Here is an 18,010-nt window from a genome sequence, read left to right as displayed (position 1 = left end):
AATTGCATTAGTGTAACATATACTATTATAATTATATTATAAAAAATAAGAATTTTGTAATTAAAAATTGTTATTTTAACATATTAATTCAAAATAACCAAAACATATTTTACAAAGGGGCGATATTCTATGAAAATAAGATGGTTGGGTCATTCAAGTTTCCTATTTGAAGATTCAAAAGGTAGAAAACTTTTAACAGATCCTTTTGACAAAACTGTAGGCTATAAGGTTTTTGAAGGAGATGTTGATGTAGTTACAATAAGCCACAATCATTTTGACCACTGTTATACGGAAAAAATAAACTACAAACATATTATAAATAAAATAGGCGCTTTTAACCTATGTGACATACCTATTTATGGCATACCTTCTTATCACGATAAAGTTAAAGGTGCAAAACGAGGTGAAAATATAATATTTATCATTGAAATGGATGATTATAGGATATGTCATCTTGGAGATGTTGGATATGTATTATCTCCAGAAGAGATAAAAAGTTTAGGATCCATAGATGTGCTTTTGATTCCCATAGGAGGAAATTTTACTATAGATGGAAAAGAGGCTGCTGAACTTGCAAAATCCATCAATAGCCACATAATAATTCCAATGCATTATAAAACTTCTCAGTTAACTTTTGAATTAGATGGATTAGAAAAATTTCTTAAATATATGAAAAATACAGAAAGAATTGAAAGCAATACATTAACTCTAGATCACAAACCTGAAGATTTTAATCTAGTTAAAATTCTTAACTTTAAGTAACTTACTAATATCAAGTGATTCTTAGTTTCAGGTGGAGTCTGCTTATAAGGAATACCTTTTCTCCATCTAAATCTTATTAACAGTACTCTTAGTGTCTTTAGCACTTAGAATATATTATTCTTTAGGTGGGAAGACCTTATCCAGGCGTGCAGCAGTGCTTATCCCCCATCGCATACAGGAGTATACTTACAAAGTTCATTACTGAAAAAACTTTTTATAAGATTTTATAACTAAAAAATCAACTTATACGCAGGCATATTTTTACAATAGAGAAGCTCTTTTAAATATTTTGTATATAAGTCTTAGGTAAAAATTTTTAAAAAATCTAGAACTTTTGAACTGTTTGAGGTACGAGTTTTCAAAAGTTCTCAGTATTTTTTTAAATTTTTCCCTTAGACTTATCAAAATATTTAACTGAGCTGAAGATTGTAAAAAATATCCGAAGTATAAGTTGATTTTTTGCTTATAAGCCTTATATAACTACACTCTAATTATGTTCTACATGCTCTAATCCTGCATTAATCAACTTATTTATATGTTCATCATCTAGGGAATAATACACCGACTTTCCCTCTCTTCTAAACTTAACTAGCCTTGCAGTCTTTAAAATTCTAAGTTGATGAGATATTGCGGACTGACTCATTTGAAGTATTTCTGTAATATCACAAACACATAATTCCTTTTTAAATAATGCATATATAATCTTAATTCTTGTATAATCCCCCAACACTTTAAAAAGTGCTGATAAATCCATAAAAGTCTTTTCATCCAACATACTTTTTCTGACACATTCTATGCAATCCTTGTGAATTTCAGTACAAGAGCAAACTTCAATTTCCGAATTGTTATTCATATTATCAACTCCTCGTCATGAAGTATTATAATATATTTAGCTAAAGTTTTTCAACTAAAAGTCAATACTACTACATCATTGGAATCTAAACTTTTCTTTACATCAATAATTCTCTGATTACTGGATCCTTTAAATTTTAATTTTGTATCTTTTTTGTTCTCTTCAAATTTTCCATCCACTAGCACATCTACATTATTTAAAAGACATTTCTTTGCCATATCCGAGCCATTAACTATAGATTCAAAAGTGTACCCTGTATAACACCATATATTTAAATTTAATTCTTTAATTTTATCAGCCATGTATGCAAATTCTTCAGGTTGTTCAAATGGGTCACCACCTGAAAATGTAACTCCACTTACCATAGGATTATCTTTAATATCACAAACCAGTTTATCTATATCTTTTAGCTGACCGCCTTTGAAATCATGGGTAGATGGGTTAAAACATCCTTTACAATTATGTCTACATCCCTGGGCAAAAAATACCCGTCTCATTCCAGGGCCATTAACTAGGCTCTCATATGCAATACCTGCCAATCTAATTTTTTTGCAACCCATTGATTTTTCCTCCTTCTTATGCATGGCTTAATTAACTACTGAGCTTTAGCAATATACATGTTTGTTACTTCCCTGGGATATTCTATCCCTTCTTTCTGCTGTCTTACCTTCTCCAAATCTTTCATCTAAAGATAGATATCCTGTAACCCTTGATATACCCTGTATATTGTTGCTTCCACATTTAGGGCAGACATCTTCCCCGTGCATATAGGTTCCACATTCTTTACAATATCTTATGTGAAAGTTTATCCCTATATAACTTATATTTGTATTATCGTAGGCATAGTCAATTATACTTTTAACAACCTCTTCCGATGGATAATCATCAACTTCTATATAACTTATGTGACCTCCATTACAAAGTTTGTGATAAGGAGCCTCTATATCAATTTTGTCTTTTATAGATATTGGATATCCTACAGGTATATGGTAGGAATTAGTATAATACTCTTTGTCTGTAACTCCAGGTATTTCTCCAAATATCTTCTTATCATGTACTATAAACTTTCCACTTAAGCCTTCAGCTGGTGTAGCATAGCAACTCCAATTTAAATGTGTTTCCTCTATAAGTTTATCTGTATAATTTCTTATATATGTAATTATCTTTATCCCAAGTTCCCTTGAACTCTCATCCTCACCATGATGTTTCCCAGTTAATGCAATTAATGTTTCAGCAAGTCCTATAAACCCAATAGCCCAAGTACCTTGCTTCAATATTGGTTCTATCGAATCTTCTGACTTTAAGTTTTCCGCACCTTTCATAAGTTTCTGACCTGCTACAAAAGGTAAATCTTTAACTCTGAGCCTCTTTAGAATACCATATCTATGCATTAAAGATTCCTTTGCTAACTCTAACTTTCCTTGTAATAATCCAAAAAATTTACTTACATTTCCCTTAGATAAAATTCCAAGCCTAGGTAAATTAATAGTAACAGGAGCTATATTACCTCTACCTTTTACCCCTGGATCTCCATTTACATTTGAACAGACATATGTACGGCATCCCATAGTTGCAGGTATTACACCTTTATCATAATATGCTTTATTAAAATCAGCATCTAAATTCATAAAAGTAGGATTCATTCTCTTTGAAGCTACCCTACATGCAATTTTAAATAAATAATAATAAGGATCTTCCTGATTCTTATTTACACCTTTTTTAACTCTAAATATTATATTAGGAAATATAGGTTGTTCTCCTCTTCCAAGTCCTTTTTCATATTCCGTCAAAAATACCTCACATACAAGAGCTGCATCCTTTGAGGTTGGTATACCTATATTTAGTGAGCTAAAAGGTACCTGTGATCCTGCCCTAGAGTGCATGGTATTAAGATTGTAGATTATTCCCTGCATGGCCTGTTCTATACTTCTTCTTAATTTCTTTTCAGAGATATCTTTTATTTTTTCCTCTTCTACTCCCATTTCCCTGAGGTTCTTTAATATTTCCTTTCTTGTAGGTTCAACAAAAATGGCCATATCATTATCAAAGTCTGGGTGAGACTGTCCACCAAACATATCATTTTGTGCTGACTGCAGTAATATACAAGAAAGTTCTGCAGCAGATTCTATTCTCTTAGGAGTCCTTATATTTCCATATCCTGTATTAAATCCATCTAAAAGCATTTCCTTTGTTGGTATATGAAGACAATTTACAGTTAAGTTATAAGAATCTAAATCATGATAATATATGTCACCATTTTCATGAGCCTTAGCTAAATGTTTAGGCATAGTAGCTAAATTATGCCACTTATTAGACTCACTGGCAATCCTCAAGAGCTTGGCACTAAAGTTATTTCCAACATTTGCATTGTCCCTGTCTGTTTGAACTCCTATTTTATCAATAGCCTTCATAAGATCAGACTTTATTTCCCTTATATCATTTCGTTCTCTTCTATAATTTGAATAAGCTAGTCCAATTTTAACATAGCCTTTCCTCATAAGTACTTCTTCAACTATATTTTGTATATCTTCTACATTTACTTCCTTAAGATTAAGATTTTCTATATTTTCTGTAACCTTTTGAGTTAAATCAATAAATTCACTTTCTTTTAAATCAAAACCTATTTCATCACAAGATCCTTTTATGGCATTGGTTATCTTAATGGAATCAAAGGGAACCCTTCTACCATCTCTTTTCACAACATGTAGCATATACTTTCCTCCCAACTACTATATATTGTATAAACGACTTGATTATTATACCTTGCCATATATAAAAAAGCAATTTATAAATTGAGCTTTATTTTTACTTTAAACCTATAAAAACCTATAAATCACACTTTTTAATTGAAATGCATCAAATACCTATAAGATAAAATTTCTAGGAATAATATTTAAAAATGCAGATAAAAATAACATATATAATCTTATCTTTAGGAGGACTTTCATGATCGGAAAAATAATTGATATGAATATTACAGACGCACTTGTAAGTTTTCAGGATGGTACTACTGCTAATGTGGGAGCTACTCATTTACCACCCGATTCTAAAATAGGTGATAGAATAAATATCCATCCAATATCTGAAATTACATTAAATGACAAGTATAAACAGCATCCAGTTTTGTTTTAACCCTAATTGATATGCTGTGTGAAAAACTGTGGTACATTATTATCACAAATAGTTTTTGAAAGTTTAGGGGATTATGTAATTTTTTACACAATCCCCTTTTCTTAATTTACCTTAATAGCGCAAACAGGACAACTGTCCTCTGCATCTTTCGCAGCGTCCTCTGTTTCTCCTGGGACATTATCTTCAATTGCCTTAGCTTTTTCGTCATCATCCATCTGAAAAACCTCCGGACATATACTTGGACATAGCCCACATCCTATACAAGTGTCTTTATCAACTACAGCTTTCATACTATTTCCCTGTTATTAATAACAAGTTTTCACTCCTCGCTATATAATTAGTTACTTTAAAGTACACTTTATATTATCCCAAAAATAATGCTTATTATAATAATTTCTACTTTAATTTTTTTATAAAGTTATTAAGTAAATCATTATATTCCAATGATTTTGATATGTATTCTTCTGCCTTCTTAGCTTCCATATTTTTTACCAAATCAGAATTTATGGGCATTTCAGCAAGAAGTTCTAATCCAAGATAATCAGCTTGTTCTTTCGCTGAATTTTCACTAAATAGCCTTACTTTTTCACCACATTTTCCACATTTAACATAGGACATATTCTCTACTACACCTAATATATTTACATTTAGGTCTTCTGCCATTATAACAACCTTTTTTACTATCATAGATACCATATCCTGAGGAGTAGATACTATTATAACACCTTCCATTGGAATTTCCTGCATTACAGTAAGAGCTACATCTCCAGTACCTGGAGGCATATCTATAAGCAAATAATCTAATTCTCCCCAACTTGTATCTGAATACATCTGTTTTAACACTCCTGTTATCATAGGTGCTCTCCATATAACAGGTTGTTCTTCCTCTTCTGTCAAAAGATTTAAGGATATAACTTTTATTCCCGAAGAAGATTCTACTGGAGAAAACTTTATTTCTTCACTTTCCCCCACTTGTAGTATATCCGCCCTTTTATCGTTTATTCCAAAAAATCTAGGCATAGATGGACCTGTTATATCTCCATCAAGTACTCCCACCTTATATCCAGAGTTTCTTAATTTTGATGCCATTATTCCCGTAACTGTAGACTTACCTACTCCACCTTTTCCACTCATAATACCTATTATATGCTTTACATTCCCATACTTAGGCAATATGTATTTACATCCACCTTTATCCTCTTTACTGCACTTTGATTTACTTGAACAACCATCACAATTACTCAAATCATTTCTCCTCCTTTTATATAGTTAATCCACATTAAATTTTAATCAACATTTCCTATATTTTTAAAAACCATTAGGCTTATTTTCCGATATGCTCTTGTTCCATCCGCCACTGCTGTATGTATCCTGTACATAATAAACCTTCTCACTTTGATTTTGTCTGTCAAAAAGTGTAACAGTCATTTTATACAATGTGGATTTATAACCTTCTGTCTTTATTGTTGCCCACACATCATAATTATCTTCATCATTATTCCCAATGTTCGCATTTTTAAATTTACTAGTAAGATCTGATTTAAATTCTTCCTGTTCAGTGGAAAGTATAAATCTTTGTGCCTCTATATCATCTTTTAAATTTATTCCTATTTTCTTAGTTTTATCCTTTTCACTAAAATATTTATTTAACGTATCCATTATGGACCCATAGTACACAGATTTAAAGTCACTTGGCGGCATCCTTGTATTCCAAAAATTATTTATCATATCGTTGTCTATTCTATTTGATACTATATATACTTGACCTTTGCTATAGAGATTTCCTAAATCTTTCTTATCAAGTCCTGCTATATAACTAAACTTGTGAACTTTATTGTTCCCTTCATCTATTTCGAATACATAATCAGGATCCAATGATGATTTTTTTGATACTTTTTTAGCAGAAGATAGTATATCGTACAAATTTTTAATGGTACTTTGATCAGTAACTACAAATTTAAATCCCTGATCCCTTGTATTTTGAATAATTATCTGTTTAACTTTTCCCTGCTGTTTCATATATTCAAAATCCGAATTTTTTAAACCTGCCTTAACTTTTAATTGATCCAATTTACTACACCCACACAATAAGGTTACAGGTATTAAAATGCAGGATATTATAAATATATTTAATCTTTTTTTGGTAATCTTGTCCAATGTTTTCACCCACTGCAGAATTTTTAAGAATTTAATATGCAAAAATTATATTTACAAATACATTCTAGTATACAGCGAGGGATTCTCACCCCTTTCTATCTTAATGAAATCTATGATTATTATACCATAATTAGTATAAAAAAATCCCCTTTCATATAATAAACCTGAAGGGGATAAACCTTATATTTTCTAATTATATTCTAAAGTTTTAACAATAACCTCAAATATAGTAGGCATGTTTTCTTTGAAATTTGATTCTTTTACAAAAAAAGAAAATCTGCAAAATTGTTTTCCTTCTTCTGTAAAGTATTCTATACACTTATAACTATCTCCGATTTCCTTTGTAATTGTATACTTAAGTAAATATCCTTTTCTGCCATTCATACAAATTTGTTTTATAGAATACTCTTTGTACAAATTTTGTTTTTCGGATATACTCTTGCTATTTTGTAAAAATAATTTTAAGTCACCTTTTAAATTCCATACTTCTACAAAACCATTTATGGCATTGTCATCACTCTTAAAATCACTATGATATAATATTTCATCTCCAAATGTGTCCTGATTTCTACAGGTCCATCGTGATGGCAGCTTATATAGTAACCTGCCTTCCAGACCTTTATATTGAGTAAGAGATTCCATATTATTTTGAATAAGAGCTGTAAACTTTAACCTCATATCAAAATTTTTTTCAAGTCCTAAAAGCACTATCATAAGTCCTATTATAATTATAGTAACCCCAATTTTTTTTTTATCTATCACTATTAATCTCATAATAAGTGACCAATATTACTTTCTAACAGGTATTACTATAGTATTTGCTCTAAAGTCATAAAACATAAGCCAATGGCCCATCGTGTCTTTATCCTTTAGGGGTATCCATGTAACAAATCCAGATTTTCCTCCGTAAGGCTGATCCTTTCTGCTTTTAGTTCCCGGAATTCCATATATCAAATATTTTACCCTGTCATTTTTATCACATTTATAACCTGCTAGATAATAATTATATTTTTTTATATATGGATAATATCCTACCATAGGATAATATATATAAGAATATTTATTATAATCAGTTATATTATACATATCATCCATAGAACTTACAGGTACCTTATTCCATACACACCTTTTTAATTCCTTATTTATATCTTTTATTTCTTTAAAGCCACTCATAAGTTGTGTAAAAAACTTTCCTTCTGGACCTTTAGGATAACTTCTAGATACATTATCTTTTTCACATTCTCTCTGACATCTATTTAAGTTTAATTTTTTATGGCATCGTAGTCGGGATTCATCCACATATATTGAGCTATCATTATTTCTATCTTCTTTAGAATTTATGTTTCTGTCTTCATTTTTTCCTGTATCATTAGATTTTGAGTTATCTTCGATAATCTCTTCTTCCATCACTTCAGCATCTACTTGAACTTCCTTATTTTGTTCTTCACTTTCCGATTTATTAACTTCCTCAGATTCCTCTTGCTCTTCTTCTTGTTCTTCTCTATACGAATCTTTTTCTTCTATTTCTATATTTTCTTTAACTTCTTCTTCGTCTTCTTTGGCTTTCTCTATAATATCCTCATACTGATCAAACACACTCTTTGTTTCAGTTTTTTCAGATTTTTCTATTTCACTTACTTCGGTTTCTTCTAAATCTTTATTTTTATTTTGAGATACGGGAAATGCTTTCCACTCAGGTATTTCCGTACTTGCAAACCCGCTCATTACAGATATTATGTTATCATCCACCATTCTCACTATAGCAGCTCCTGACACCTTATCCATAGCTATACCACTTCCTGCTACATCATTTGCAGCATATTCATAACTTATATCTGCTCTTCCATAATCATCTATGTTCATTTCACCAATTTTGATTATATTTTTTATATCTTTTTTATTACATATTAACATCATGTAATAGGGTGTTTTTTCTTTTTTTAAATTTTGTACATAATAAGATATTTTACACTTATCATTTTTCATCTCCAACTTTGCATATCCTGAAGCAATTTTGTCAGAAGCTAAAGAGTATCCTTTTTCATCTTCTTGTAATATTATAAAATATCTACTATAACTCTTTTTTTGTGCCAACTTCTATACCTCCATATATTATATTCATTATAATATATGAGATAACTTTCAAAAAGTGAACAAATAGTTTTAACTTATCTTCAAAAACATGTCGCATTTTAATGTATACATATGTCATATATACAATCAGATAGTCTTCCAAACTCTTCTATAGATAGCGTTTCGCCCCTTCTCTTTTCATCAATTTCAGCTTTTTTAAAAGCAGCTTCCATATCTTCTTTAGGAACTTTTAAGGTCTTTACAGCATTCCAGAGAGTTTTTCTTCTCATATTAAATGAACATCTTACTACCTTAAAAAATAATTTTTTATCTTTCACCTTAACTCTAGGTTCATCAAGTTTGGTTAACTTTATAACTATAGATTCCACTTTCGGCCTTGGAATAAACGATAAAGGACTTACTTTTCTTATTACTTCAACATCGCAATAATATTGCACTAGAATCGAAAGTGCTCCATATTGTTTGCAATTAGGTTCTGATGAGATTCTCTCACCCACTTCTTTTTGTATCATTATAGTAAGAGTTTTAAAATTGTAGTTTTCATTCAGCAGTCGTGTAATAATAGGAGTTGTAACATAGTAAGGTAAATTTGCAACAATTTTCACATTTTTTTCATCATCTATTATTTTATTAAAATCTATTTTAAGCGCATCTTTATGTATCAACTCAAAATTTTTAAAGTCCTTTAGTTCTTCCTTTAAAATTGGAATTAAATCTGAATCCAATTCAATAGCACATACTTTACCTGCTTTTTTTAAAAGTTCTCTTGTTAAAGTTCCCACTCCAGGTCCTATTTCTATAATAAAATCCTCTTTACTTATATCAGCACTATTTACTATGTCATCCAATACTGTATTGTCTATTAAAAAATTTTGCCCTAAACTTTTTGAAAATTTAAATCCATATTTTTTTACTACATCTGCAGTAGATAAATCATTCATTGTACTTCTCCTTGTCTATTATATTATTTACTTTACTTATAGCCTTTTTAAATTCCTCTTTTGTTATTCCATAATCATTTAGTCTATTTAAAAACTGAGAAGTATTACAATATCCTATTCCAAGTTCTTTTCCCATCATATCCCTCTTCGCCTTGGAATTTGATTTTCCTGTCAAACCAAAGAACACCATATCACTTATTTCAAATTCCTCTCTTTTTTCCTTTACCTCATACTTGGCATTTTTTAAAGCCTTTATTATAGTTTCTGGGGAAGCATTTTCAACCCCAATATCTCCATTTTTTATACCATCTTTCTGAGATATATAAGCATGCTTTATTCCCTTTACCCTTTTAGATATAATCTGTCTTATTTTATTTCCTGCAAAATCTGGATCCGTAAGCACTATGACGCCCTGTCTTTTTTGAGCTTCTTTTATTTTATCTATAATTTTTTTATTTATTCCAAAACCCCCTACAGCTATAAGCTGAGCATCAACCGCCATTTTAACTGCAGTTATATCATCTCTTCCTTCAACCACTATTACTTCCTTAATCATAAATGTCCTCCTATTTTATTAAATCTATTAGGCATTTGAAATAAAATAACAAGTCAAAGATGCGACGAATATTTTTTATCAGACAAGGAGGCAGGTTCCGCAGATAGTGAATCCTATCTAAGGGTTCTACCGACGCAGTATGATAAAAAATAGGCTAGCATACTGACTAGTTATTTCTTTGAAAATGCCTTATTATAGATAATAGATACCTTATACTTATACTCGAAAGTATTTTCATAAAATTAAAAGAAAAAATAGGAGCATATGCTCCTACCTAATTACATAAACATTAACCCATCTTACACCCCAGTTGTCTACTTCTGAGCTAGAATCAAAAAATAAATCTAATCTATTTCCCTTGATAGCTCCACCTGTATCTTCTGCTATAGCATAACCATAACCTTCTATATAAAGCTTCGTACCAAGTGGTATTACTCTAGGATCAACTGCTACTGAGCTATAATCTCCATTATTTCTCCTGGCTACAGTGCCAGATGCAGTTATACCAAATGCTGGATCTCCAGGATTCTTACCTGTACTGGCATAATCTGCAGTATATGCAGTTGCCCTCATTTGCAGTGATTCAACATAGTTAAGATTAGTTCCTCTAGACGGAGTATAATTAGTCAATGTTCCTATGGCTATAACTTTTTGTACCGGCTGCTTTTTTATGATTTCGCTAATTACTTTTTTCGAAACCTCTTTACCATTTTGGTATACAACCCTAGTCACAGTCTCCTTCTCTCCATTTTGTCCTTCTTGCACAACCTTTTTAGTTCCATTTTCAACCTGCTCGTCACTTTTCAAAATTGTGTCATAGTTTATAGGTCTGTCCTCTTTTATGTCTTTTGTTTTAACCCTAGTCACTACTACATTCATTCCTTTTTTCAACTCATGCTTCCTGGATGGATATACTATATCAAGTTTTGAAATTCCTATCTTTTCTGCCTTTAACATATCTTCAACATTATCCTCGGCAGACTCTAAATTCAACTTTTTATTGTCAGCTTCTACTTTAACTTTTACTACTCTTTTGATTTTCAACGTGGTGTTATTCTCCACCCTACTGTCTAGACTAGGCTTCACTTTATCCTTAGGCCCTATGCTAATTCCACTATTATCAAGAACTTTTCTATAGGTACTACAAAACGTGGTAATCTTCTTACTTCTTCCATCTACTGAAACAACTATTGTCTTTCTTGTACTAAATATTACTCCGATTAAAACAGATAAAATTACAACTGCAATAATTTCTACTCTAAGGCCAATTGGAAAATATTTTTTCAAGTAAGTCTTAAACTTTTCCACCATAAAAATACCTCCTCTGGGCGAGAGCGACATACTCCATTATAAATGGAACCCAAAATCATGTCAAATATCACTCTGCATTAAGACTGTTATAAAATGTTAAATGCAGCCTTGTGCATAAAACTATAAATAAAATAATTATTTATGATTCCGATATTATACTTCATGAGTAAATAACTCGCATTAAATCTACTAATTAGAGTTCCCTACTCAACTTACAGTCTATGCTATTTTTTGGTGGTTTAAAGTGCCTATTATATAAATTATGCTGTTAAATGTTTTTTTATTACTAAAAATAGATTTAATAAAACCTCTCTTTAATTTTACACTATTTTACCATATTAAGCAACTGTTTCATGTTAAAAATTGTTAATTGGCTTATTTTACTATCCTCTACGCCTTTGATTTTAGCTATTTTAGCTATAATAAATTTTATATATTCAGATCTATTTCTCTTTCCTCTAAAAGGAACCGGAGCCATATAGGGACAATCTGTCTCAACTAAAATTCTATCAAAGGGTACTTCCCTTGCAACTTCAACAACTTTCTTTGCATTTTTGAAAGTTACTACCCCTGTAAATCCTATGTAATATCCTAATTTTAAAAATTCCCTTACAATTTCAACACTTCCAGAAAAACAATGTATTTCTCCAATAACATTCTTAAACTGTTTTACTATATTTAAAGTATCTTCATGAGCTTCCCTATCGTGTATAATTACTGGTAATTTTAATTCATCCGCTAATTTCATCTGCTTTATAAATACAGCTTTTTGTACTTCTTTCGGAGGATTTTCTTTGTAATAATAGTCAAGCCCTATCTCCCCAATTGCCTTTACTTTTTTATTTTTAGCTAAAATTTTTAATTCTTCTAATATATCATCAGTAAATATGTCTGAATATTCAGGATGCACTCCTACTGCTGCATAAAACATATCATGTTTATCCGCTAATTTAACAGATGCTCTAGCTCCTTCAATAGAAGACCCACAATTTAATACTCCAACTATATTGTTTTTTTTCAACTCTTCTATTACTTTGTCCCTATCTTCGTCAAATTCTTCATCATCATAATGCGCATGGGCATCAAATATGTTCAGTTCCATATGATTTTCTCCTAACCTAATTTTAAATTTTTTTAAAGAACAAAGTTCAAAGTTCAAATATCAAATAAGGATAATTTTCTTTCTAACATCAGAAAATATTTAAATTATAGATTTCCTGAGGTACGAGGGAAATTATCTTTATCTGTTCTTTGCTATTTGAACTTTGTTATTTTCAAAAGCTTTGCTTTGCAACTTTTTATATTAAATCAAAATTTCTTATGTTCCAAAGTTGAATTACATAAAATTCACATTACCTTACTGTGCTTCCACTTGGGATCTCATCAGAAAGTGATAGTATGGATAATTTACTATCATCATCTGAAGCTGCAGATAATATCATTCCTTCTGAAATTTCGCCTTTCAATTTTACAGGTTTTAAATTTGCTACAAATACTACATATTTGCCCACAAGCTCTTCTGGCTTATAATACTTTGCAATTCCTGAAACTACCTGCCTCTGTTCCTTTCCCATTTGAAGTTGAAATTTAAGTAGTTTATTGGATCCTTTTATGTTTTCACATTTTAAAACTTTAGCAACTCTTAAATCTATTTTATCAAAATCATCTATAGTTATTTGTTTTTTTAAAGATTTTTCATTGGAATTCTGTGCTGCTTTTTTTTCTTCTTTTAATTTATTTAACTCCTCTATTTTTTTATCTACATCTATTCTAGGAAATAATAGTTCTCCCTTGCTTATCTTTGTTCCAGCCTTGGTTCCATTAAAAGAAGTTATACTATCCCAGGAAACAACGTTTGTATTAAGTTGTTTATACATTTTAGCACTTGTTTCAGGTAAATATGGAGAAACACATATAGATATTATTCTAAGTGACTCTAAAAGATTGTAAAGCACTGTTCCAAGCCTATCTTTTTTAGACTCATCTTTAGCTAATATCCATGGTGTAGTTTCATCTATATATTTATTTGATCTAGTTATAAGATCCCATATATTATCTAAAGCTTCTGGTATTCTTAAATCATTCATATTCTTTTCTACTTTTTCAGGAGTTTCTAATGCTAACTTTATAAGTTCATCATCAATTTGCTCTTTTTTTGTTGGTTCTTGTACTACTCCATCAAAATATTTTTCAACCATAGCACAAGTTCTAGATAACAAGTTTCCCAAATCATTAGCTAAATCTGCATTAATTCTTTTTATAAATATTTCATTATTAAACAATCCATCTGAACCAAATGGTATTTCTCTCAATAGATAATATCTAACAGCATCTGCACCAAAATTATCTACTAAAACTACAGGATCTACTACATTTCCCTTCGACTTTGACATTTTTCCCCCATCTACCAAAAGCCATCCATGTCCGAATACCTTTTTAGGAACAGAAAGTCCCAATGCCATAAGCATTATAGGCCAATAAATCGTATGAAATCTCAGTATGTCTTTACCAACTAGATGTACATCTGCCGGCCAATACTTATTATACAATTCTTCATTTTTACTGCCATATCCAAGAGCTGTTATATAATTTGCAAGAGCATCTATCCAAACATATATCACGTGTTTTTCATCAAAAGTTACAGGTATTCCCCAATTAAAAGATGTCCTAGAAACACACAAATCCTGGAGTCCAGGCCTTAAGAAGTTATTTAACATTTCATTTTTTCTAGATTCAGGCTGTATAAAGTCAGGATGATCCTCAATATACTTTATAAGTTTAGGCGCATATTTTGACATTTTAAAGAAATATGCTTCTTCTTTAGTTTTTTCTACTGGCCTTCCACAATCAGGACACTTACCGTCTGCTGCTTGGGTTTCTGTCCAAAAGGATTCACAAGGTGTACAATATAACCCTTCATAACTTCCCTTATATATATCACCTTGATCATACAATTTCTTAAATATTTTTTGAACTGCCTTAACATGGTAGTCCTCTGTAGTTCGTATAAACTTGTCATAGCTTATATTCATCATATCCCACAACTTTTTAATTCCAGCCACTATTTCGTCTACATATTCTATAGGAGTAACACCCTTTGCTTCAGCTAACCTCTGAATCTTCTGTCCATGTTCATCTGTTCCTGTCAAAAGCATAACATCATAACCTGTAAGCCTTTTAAATCTTGCAAGAGCATCTGCTGCTACAGTAGTATAGGTGTTTCCTATATGAAGTTTTGCAGATGGATAATAAATTGGCGTAGTAATATAATAAGTTTTCTTGGTCATGTTTTTCTCTCCCTTTTTCTTCTAGTTTTATTGTATTTCTAATTATTTTTTCATATAAAAAAACCCCCATATGGAAAAATTTTTTCCACATAGAGGCGTAAATTACGCTTTACCACTCTACTTTACTTTTACTTCACAATAAAAGCATCATTAAGTAACTATTCATTACCTTGTAATGTAACGGTTACTACCGTACCACTCTACTATTATTTCAAGCGATATACTCTAGAGCCATATTCATAAATTTCATTGCATTCGGCTCTCACCAAAATCTGCCGACTCTCTTTGTGCAAACTAATTTACTACTCTTTCCTTCACAGTATTTAACAATATAATATGTCATATAATTTTATGTGTCAACATTTTTTGTTTGAAAAATTTCTTCATTTTTCTCTTTTATACTTTTTAAATCTTCCCAAAATGCAGCTTTTTTATTCGCATCTCTCAAAACTGCTGAAGGATGAAAAGTTGCAGTCATATAAAAGCCTTTTCTTTCAATCCACTTTCCCCTATCTCTTGTAATTCTCCATTCCTTTCCCAATATACATCCCATGGCAGTTGCACCAAGACAAACTATTATTTTGGGCCTTACAAGTGCTACTTGATTTCTTAAATAAGGAATACAAGCTTTTTCTTCTTCTTCATAAGGTGTCCTATTGTTCTTGGGTCTGCACTTGCAAATATTACATATGTAGTAATCTCTTTCTCTATGTAAATCCAGAGCAAGAAGAGCTTTCGTCAAAAGCTGACCTGCCCTACCTACAAAAGGTATTCCCGTTCTATCCTCATCTGCTCCTGGTGCTTCTCCTATAAACATGATATGTGCCTTAGGATTTCCATCTCCAAAAACCATATTAGTTCTGTTATCTCCTAAACTACATTTAGAACAACTTAAACATTCTTCATAGAGCTCTTTCCACCTTAACAACTTAACTCACATCCCGAATAATTATGAATTATACTATATATTATACAACTAATTATTATAAGGTAAAATATAAAATTTCATACCAATTTTCAATTAAAACATAATTCTAGTTACTATAACTGCTGTGATTATTGCAGTTATATCTGCCATTACTGCTGCCCAGAGGGTATGCCTTATTTTTTTTATACCAACCGCTCCAAAATAAACTGTAAGAGTATAAAATATGGTTTCCGTAGAACCCATAATTATAGAAGAAATTCTACCTATGTAACTATCTGGTCCAAATTTGCTTAAAGTTTCAGCAAATATTCCAAGAGCTCCACTGCCTGATAATGGCTTTACAAGCACAAGAGGTACTACTTCAGGAGGAAGTCCTATAAATTTTACTACAGGCTTTACAAATCCTATAAAGTAATCTAAAGCTTTAGATTCTCTAAAAACTCCTACTGCTATTATCATAGCTAGTAGGTATGGAAATATCTTAATACATATATCTATCCCTTCCTTGGCTCCTTCTACAAAACATTCATATACTCTAACTTTTTTCATTTGACCATAGGTAACCATAAATATAATAATTATTGGTATTATAGCTTTTATTATGTACTTCACACTACTCTACTCCTTTTAAATAAAGTTAAAAATACCTCTGGAGAATTTTACAACATACTACTCCTACTACTGCAGATATAGTAGTTGTAATTATGGCTGGTATTATTGTTTCTGCAGGATTTTTAGATCCCATTGCCGCTCTTATGGATATAACTGTAGTTGGAACAAGCTGTATGCAAGCTGCATTTAAAACTAAAAAAAGCGCCATATCATCACTTGCTTCTTCTTTCTTTTTATTGAGATTACTAAGCTGATCCATAGCTTTTATTCCAAAAGGAGTGGCTGCATTAGATAATCCCATCATATTAGCAGTTAAGTTCATAACTATTGGTCCTATAGCTCTTTCATCTTTAGAGGCATCCTTAAACAAAACTTTCAAAATGGGTCTCATTAAACTTGCTATTTTATTCATAAGGCCACTTTTCTCTGCTATTTTCATTACTCCACACCAGAGACACATTATTCCCAAAAGACTTATCATAAGTTTTACTGAAGCATCTGAAGAAGCTATAATAGACTTAGACACTGCCTCTCCCCTTCCAGATAATATTCCAAACCCTATTCCAAAAGCTAAAATAAAAAACCATATAATGTTTATCACAATATAACCACTCCCCCTATAATCCAAAATATACAAATATTTATCATATAACTAATATATGATAATAAGAATATAAAATTACCTATAAGCAGATGGATTTTATAGAGATGAAATCATTGAAAATCCCCTTTAATAGTGTTACCATTTATGTTGTGATAATTTTTAAATTGGAGGTTAATAATGACCATTAGAGATATAATGAAATATATAGAAAGTGAATATCTAGTTATAAATGATACTCCCTGTGAAATATGTGGAGGAGAATATTTAGCTGAAAATTCAAATGTATCCATAGTTGATGGTATCCCCTACGATATTTGTAATTGTGTATGTTCAGAATGCGGCCATGAAAAAACTTTTCAATTTTGTGCACCATTTGTAGAAGATGAAGATTTATCAAAAATAAAAAATATATTAAATTAAGGAGAATTATTAATGAAAGAAAACACTTTAAATTTGGCTCAACGAGATATCGACGAAGCTCTGTCAGTTATTGAAAGTTTGGAAAAGGCCATAGTAAGCGACAGCTCACAGAATCAGGTATTGAAAGACAAATTTCATCTTCTTTACGACAAAGTAAACGAATTGGAAAATATACTAAAAAGTGAAGGAATTATTTAAATAAAAAAACACTATCTAATCATCATTGTGAACCGACCCCCAAAAGTTAGACCTAAAATCTAACGATTGGAGGTTGGTTTTTTATTGGCAAAATATAGTTTTGAATTTAAAAAGAAAGTAATTGAAGCTTATCAGCGTGGTGAAGGTGGTTATTC

General features: G+C 30.8%; 19 protein-coding genes, 1 pseudogene and 1 other annotated feature. Of the genes and pseudogenes, 4 read left to right on the top strand and 16 right to left on the bottom strand.

Annotated features, from left to right (window positions below; genetic code table 11):
- Nucleotides 1-129 precede the first annotated feature (129 nt).
- Nucleotides 130-762 (top strand): MBL fold metallo-hydrolase, encoded by a 633-nt coding sequence (locus CLCOS_RS00645; protein WP_063601715.1) that lies wholly within the window; start codon nucleotides 130-132, stop codon nucleotides 760-762.
- A gap of 487 nt (nucleotides 763-1,249) precedes the next feature.
- Here the strand turns inward: CLCOS_RS00645 and CLCOS_RS00640 are convergent, their stop codons facing one another.
- From CLCOS_RS00640 to CLCOS_RS00630, 3 genes are read right to left on the bottom strand one after another with little or no spacing between them, the layout of a single operon-like run.
- Nucleotides 1,250-1,615, bottom strand: coding sequence for an ArsR/SmtB family transcription factor (locus CLCOS_RS00640; protein ID WP_063601714.1), 366 nt, complete (start codon nucleotides 1,613-1,615; stop codon nucleotides 1,250-1,252).
- A gap of 50 nt (nucleotides 1,616-1,665) precedes the next feature.
- Nucleotides 1,666-2,175, bottom strand: coding sequence for an anaerobic ribonucleoside-triphosphate reductase activating protein (gene nrdG, locus CLCOS_RS00635; protein ID WP_063601713.1), 510 nt, complete (start codon nucleotides 2,173-2,175; stop codon nucleotides 1,666-1,668).
- 45 nt (nucleotides 2,176-2,220) lie between these two features.
- Nucleotides 2,221-4,326 (bottom strand): anaerobic ribonucleoside triphosphate reductase, encoded by a 2,106-nt coding sequence (locus CLCOS_RS00630; protein ID WP_063601712.1) that lies wholly within the window; start codon nucleotides 4,324-4,326, stop codon nucleotides 2,221-2,223.
- Nucleotides 4,327-4,561: 235 nt separating this feature from the next.
- Between CLCOS_RS00630 and CLCOS_RS00625 the strand changes: the two genes are divergently transcribed.
- A complete protein-coding gene (locus CLCOS_RS00625; RefSeq protein ID WP_063601711.1) occupies nucleotides 4,562-4,747 on the top strand; it encodes a hypothetical protein in 186 nt (61 codons plus the stop codon).
- Between the two features lie 101 nt (nucleotides 4,748-4,848).
- On the opposite strand, the gene CLCOS_RS00620 is transcribed toward CLCOS_RS00625, so the two are convergent.
- The 13 genes and pseudogenes from CLCOS_RS00620 to CLCOS_RS00560 form a co-directional block, all read right to left on the bottom strand.
- Nucleotides 4,849-5,037, bottom strand: coding sequence for a ferredoxin (locus CLCOS_RS00620; protein WP_013236872.1), 189 nt, complete (start codon nucleotides 5,035-5,037; stop codon nucleotides 4,849-4,851).
- A 106-nt stretch (nucleotides 5,038-5,143) separates the two neighbouring features.
- Entirely contained in the window at nucleotides 5,144-5,992 is an 849-nt protein-coding gene (locus CLCOS_RS00615; RefSeq protein ID WP_063601710.1) for an Mrp/NBP35 family ATP-binding protein, read from the bottom strand.
- Between the two features lie 63 nt (nucleotides 5,993-6,055).
- On the bottom strand, nucleotides 6,056-6,913 hold the full coding sequence (locus CLCOS_RS00610) for a hypothetical protein (RefSeq protein WP_242866949.1): 858 nt from the start codon (nucleotides 6,911-6,913) through the stop codon (nucleotides 6,056-6,058).
- A 180-nt stretch (nucleotides 6,914-7,093) separates the two neighbouring features.
- Nucleotides 7,094-7,666 carry a hypothetical protein gene (locus CLCOS_RS00605; protein WP_242866948.1) on the bottom strand — a complete coding sequence of 191 codons (573 nt, stop codon included), beginning with the start codon at nucleotides 7,664-7,666 and terminating at the stop codon, nucleotides 7,094-7,096.
- 27 nt (nucleotides 7,667-7,693) lie between these two features.
- On the bottom strand, nucleotides 7,694-8,998 hold the full coding sequence (locus CLCOS_RS00600; protein ID WP_063601708.1) for a hypothetical protein: 1,305 nt from the start codon (nucleotides 8,996-8,998) through the stop codon (nucleotides 7,694-7,696).
- A gap of 98 nt (nucleotides 8,999-9,096) precedes the next feature.
- Nucleotides 9,097-9,939 (bottom strand): 16S rRNA (adenine(1518)-N(6)/adenine(1519)-N(6))-dimethyltransferase RsmA, encoded by an 843-nt coding sequence (gene rsmA, locus CLCOS_RS00595; protein WP_013236867.1) that lies wholly within the window; start codon nucleotides 9,937-9,939, stop codon nucleotides 9,097-9,099.
- Nucleotides 9,932-10,495 (bottom strand): ribonuclease M5, encoded by a 564-nt coding sequence (gene rnmV, locus CLCOS_RS00590; RefSeq protein ID WP_063601707.1) that lies wholly within the window; start codon nucleotides 10,493-10,495, stop codon nucleotides 9,932-9,934. Before rnmV ends, rsmA begins: the two co-directional genes overlap by 8 nt.
- 270 nt (nucleotides 10,496-10,765) lie before the next feature.
- Complete coding sequence (locus CLCOS_RS00585) at nucleotides 10,766-11,806, bottom strand: 3D domain-containing protein (protein ID WP_013236865.1); 1,041 nt, start codon at nucleotides 11,804-11,806, stop codon at nucleotides 10,766-10,768.
- A gap of 325 nt (nucleotides 11,807-12,131) precedes the next feature.
- The gene (locus CLCOS_RS00580; protein WP_063601706.1) at nucleotides 12,132-12,908 is read right to left on the bottom strand and encodes a TatD family hydrolase; all 777 of its coding nucleotides are present in this window, start codon (nucleotides 12,906-12,908) and stop codon (nucleotides 12,132-12,134) included.
- A gap of 250 nt (nucleotides 12,909-13,158) precedes the next feature.
- Nucleotides 13,159-15,096 (bottom strand): annotated as a pseudogene (metG, locus tag CLCOS_RS00575) (methionine--tRNA ligase); the annotation flags it as partial.
- Nucleotides 15,097-15,181: 85 nt separating this feature from the next.
- Nucleotides 15,182-15,420: a binding site (T-box leader), on the bottom strand.
- 22 nt (nucleotides 15,421-15,442) lie between these two features.
- A complete protein-coding gene (locus CLCOS_RS00570; protein ID WP_013236862.1) occupies nucleotides 15,443-16,021 on the bottom strand; it encodes a uracil-DNA glycosylase in 579 nt (192 codons plus the stop codon).
- Between the two features lie 93 nt (nucleotides 16,022-16,114).
- Entirely contained in the window at nucleotides 16,115-16,633 is a 519-nt protein-coding gene (locus tag CLCOS_RS00565) for a spore maturation protein (protein ID WP_013236861.1), read from the bottom strand.
- A gap of 25 nt (nucleotides 16,634-16,658) precedes the next feature.
- The gene (locus CLCOS_RS00560) at nucleotides 16,659-17,234 is read right to left on the bottom strand and encodes a nucleoside recognition domain-containing protein (RefSeq protein WP_013236860.1); all 576 of its coding nucleotides are present in this window, start codon (nucleotides 17,232-17,234) and stop codon (nucleotides 16,659-16,661) included.
- 180 nt (nucleotides 17,235-17,414) lie between these two features.
- Between CLCOS_RS00560 and CLCOS_RS00555 the strand changes: the two genes are divergently transcribed.
- Nucleotides 17,415-17,657 carry a hypothetical protein gene (locus tag CLCOS_RS00555; RefSeq protein WP_013236859.1) on the top strand — a complete coding sequence of 81 codons (243 nt, stop codon included), beginning with the start codon at nucleotides 17,415-17,417 and terminating at the stop codon, nucleotides 17,655-17,657.
- 12 nt (nucleotides 17,658-17,669) lie between these two features.
- Nucleotides 17,670-17,855: a hypothetical protein gene (locus CLCOS_RS00550; protein WP_013236858.1), complete on the top strand. Its 186-nt coding sequence runs from the start codon at nucleotides 17,670-17,672 to the stop codon at nucleotides 17,853-17,855.
- Nucleotides 17,856-18,010: the final 155 nt, after the last annotated feature.

The sequence above is a fragment of the Clostridium coskatii genome (genome assembly GCF_001675205.1).
GTDB lineage: Bacteria > Bacillota > Clostridia > Clostridiales > Clostridiaceae > Clostridium_B > Clostridium_B ljungdahlii.
This window is presented reverse-complemented; position numbering and strand designations above follow the sequence as displayed.

Excerpts from the sequence above, each read along its gene's own strand:
- CLCOS_RS00645 (WP_063601715.1), top strand. The coding sequence starts at position 130 with ATGAAAATAAGATGGTTGGGTCATTCAAGTTTCCTATTTGAAGATTCA.
- CLCOS_RS00640 (WP_063601714.1), bottom strand. The coding sequence starts at position 1,615 with ATGAATAACAATTCGGAAATTGAAGTTTGCTCTTGTACTGAAATTCAC.
- nrdG (WP_063601713.1), bottom strand. The coding sequence starts at position 2,175 with ATGGGTTGCAAAAAAATTAGATTGGCAGGTATTGCATATGAGAGCCTA.
- CLCOS_RS00630 (WP_063601712.1), bottom strand. The coding sequence starts at position 4,326 with ATGCTACATGTTGTGAAAAGAGATGGTAGAAGGGTTCCCTTTGATTCC.
- CLCOS_RS00625 (WP_063601711.1), top strand. The coding sequence starts at position 4,562 with ATGATCGGAAAAATAATTGATATGAATATTACAGACGCACTTGTAAGT.
- CLCOS_RS00620 (WP_013236872.1), bottom strand. The coding sequence starts at position 5,037 with ATGAAAGCTGTAGTTGATAAAGACACTTGTATAGGATGTGGGCTATGT.
- rsmA (WP_013236867.1), bottom strand. The coding sequence starts at position 9,939 with ATGAATGATTTATCTACTGCAGATGTAGTAAAAAAATATGGATTTAAA.
- rnmV (WP_063601707.1), bottom strand. The coding sequence starts at position 10,495 with ATGATTAAGGAAGTAATAGTGGTTGAAGGAAGAGATGATATAACTGCA.
- CLCOS_RS00585 (WP_013236865.1), bottom strand. The coding sequence starts at position 11,806 with ATGGTGGAAAAGTTTAAGACTTACTTGAAAAAATATTTTCCAATTGGC.
- CLCOS_RS00580 (WP_063601706.1), bottom strand. The coding sequence starts at position 12,908 with ATGGAACTGAACATATTTGATGCCCATGCGCATTATGATGATGAAGAA.
- CLCOS_RS00555 (WP_013236859.1), top strand. The coding sequence starts at position 17,415 with ATGACCATTAGAGATATAATGAAATATATAGAAAGTGAATATCTAGTT.
- CLCOS_RS00550 (WP_013236858.1), top strand. The coding sequence starts at position 17,670 with ATGAAAGAAAACACTTTAAATTTGGCTCAACGAGATATCGACGAAGCT.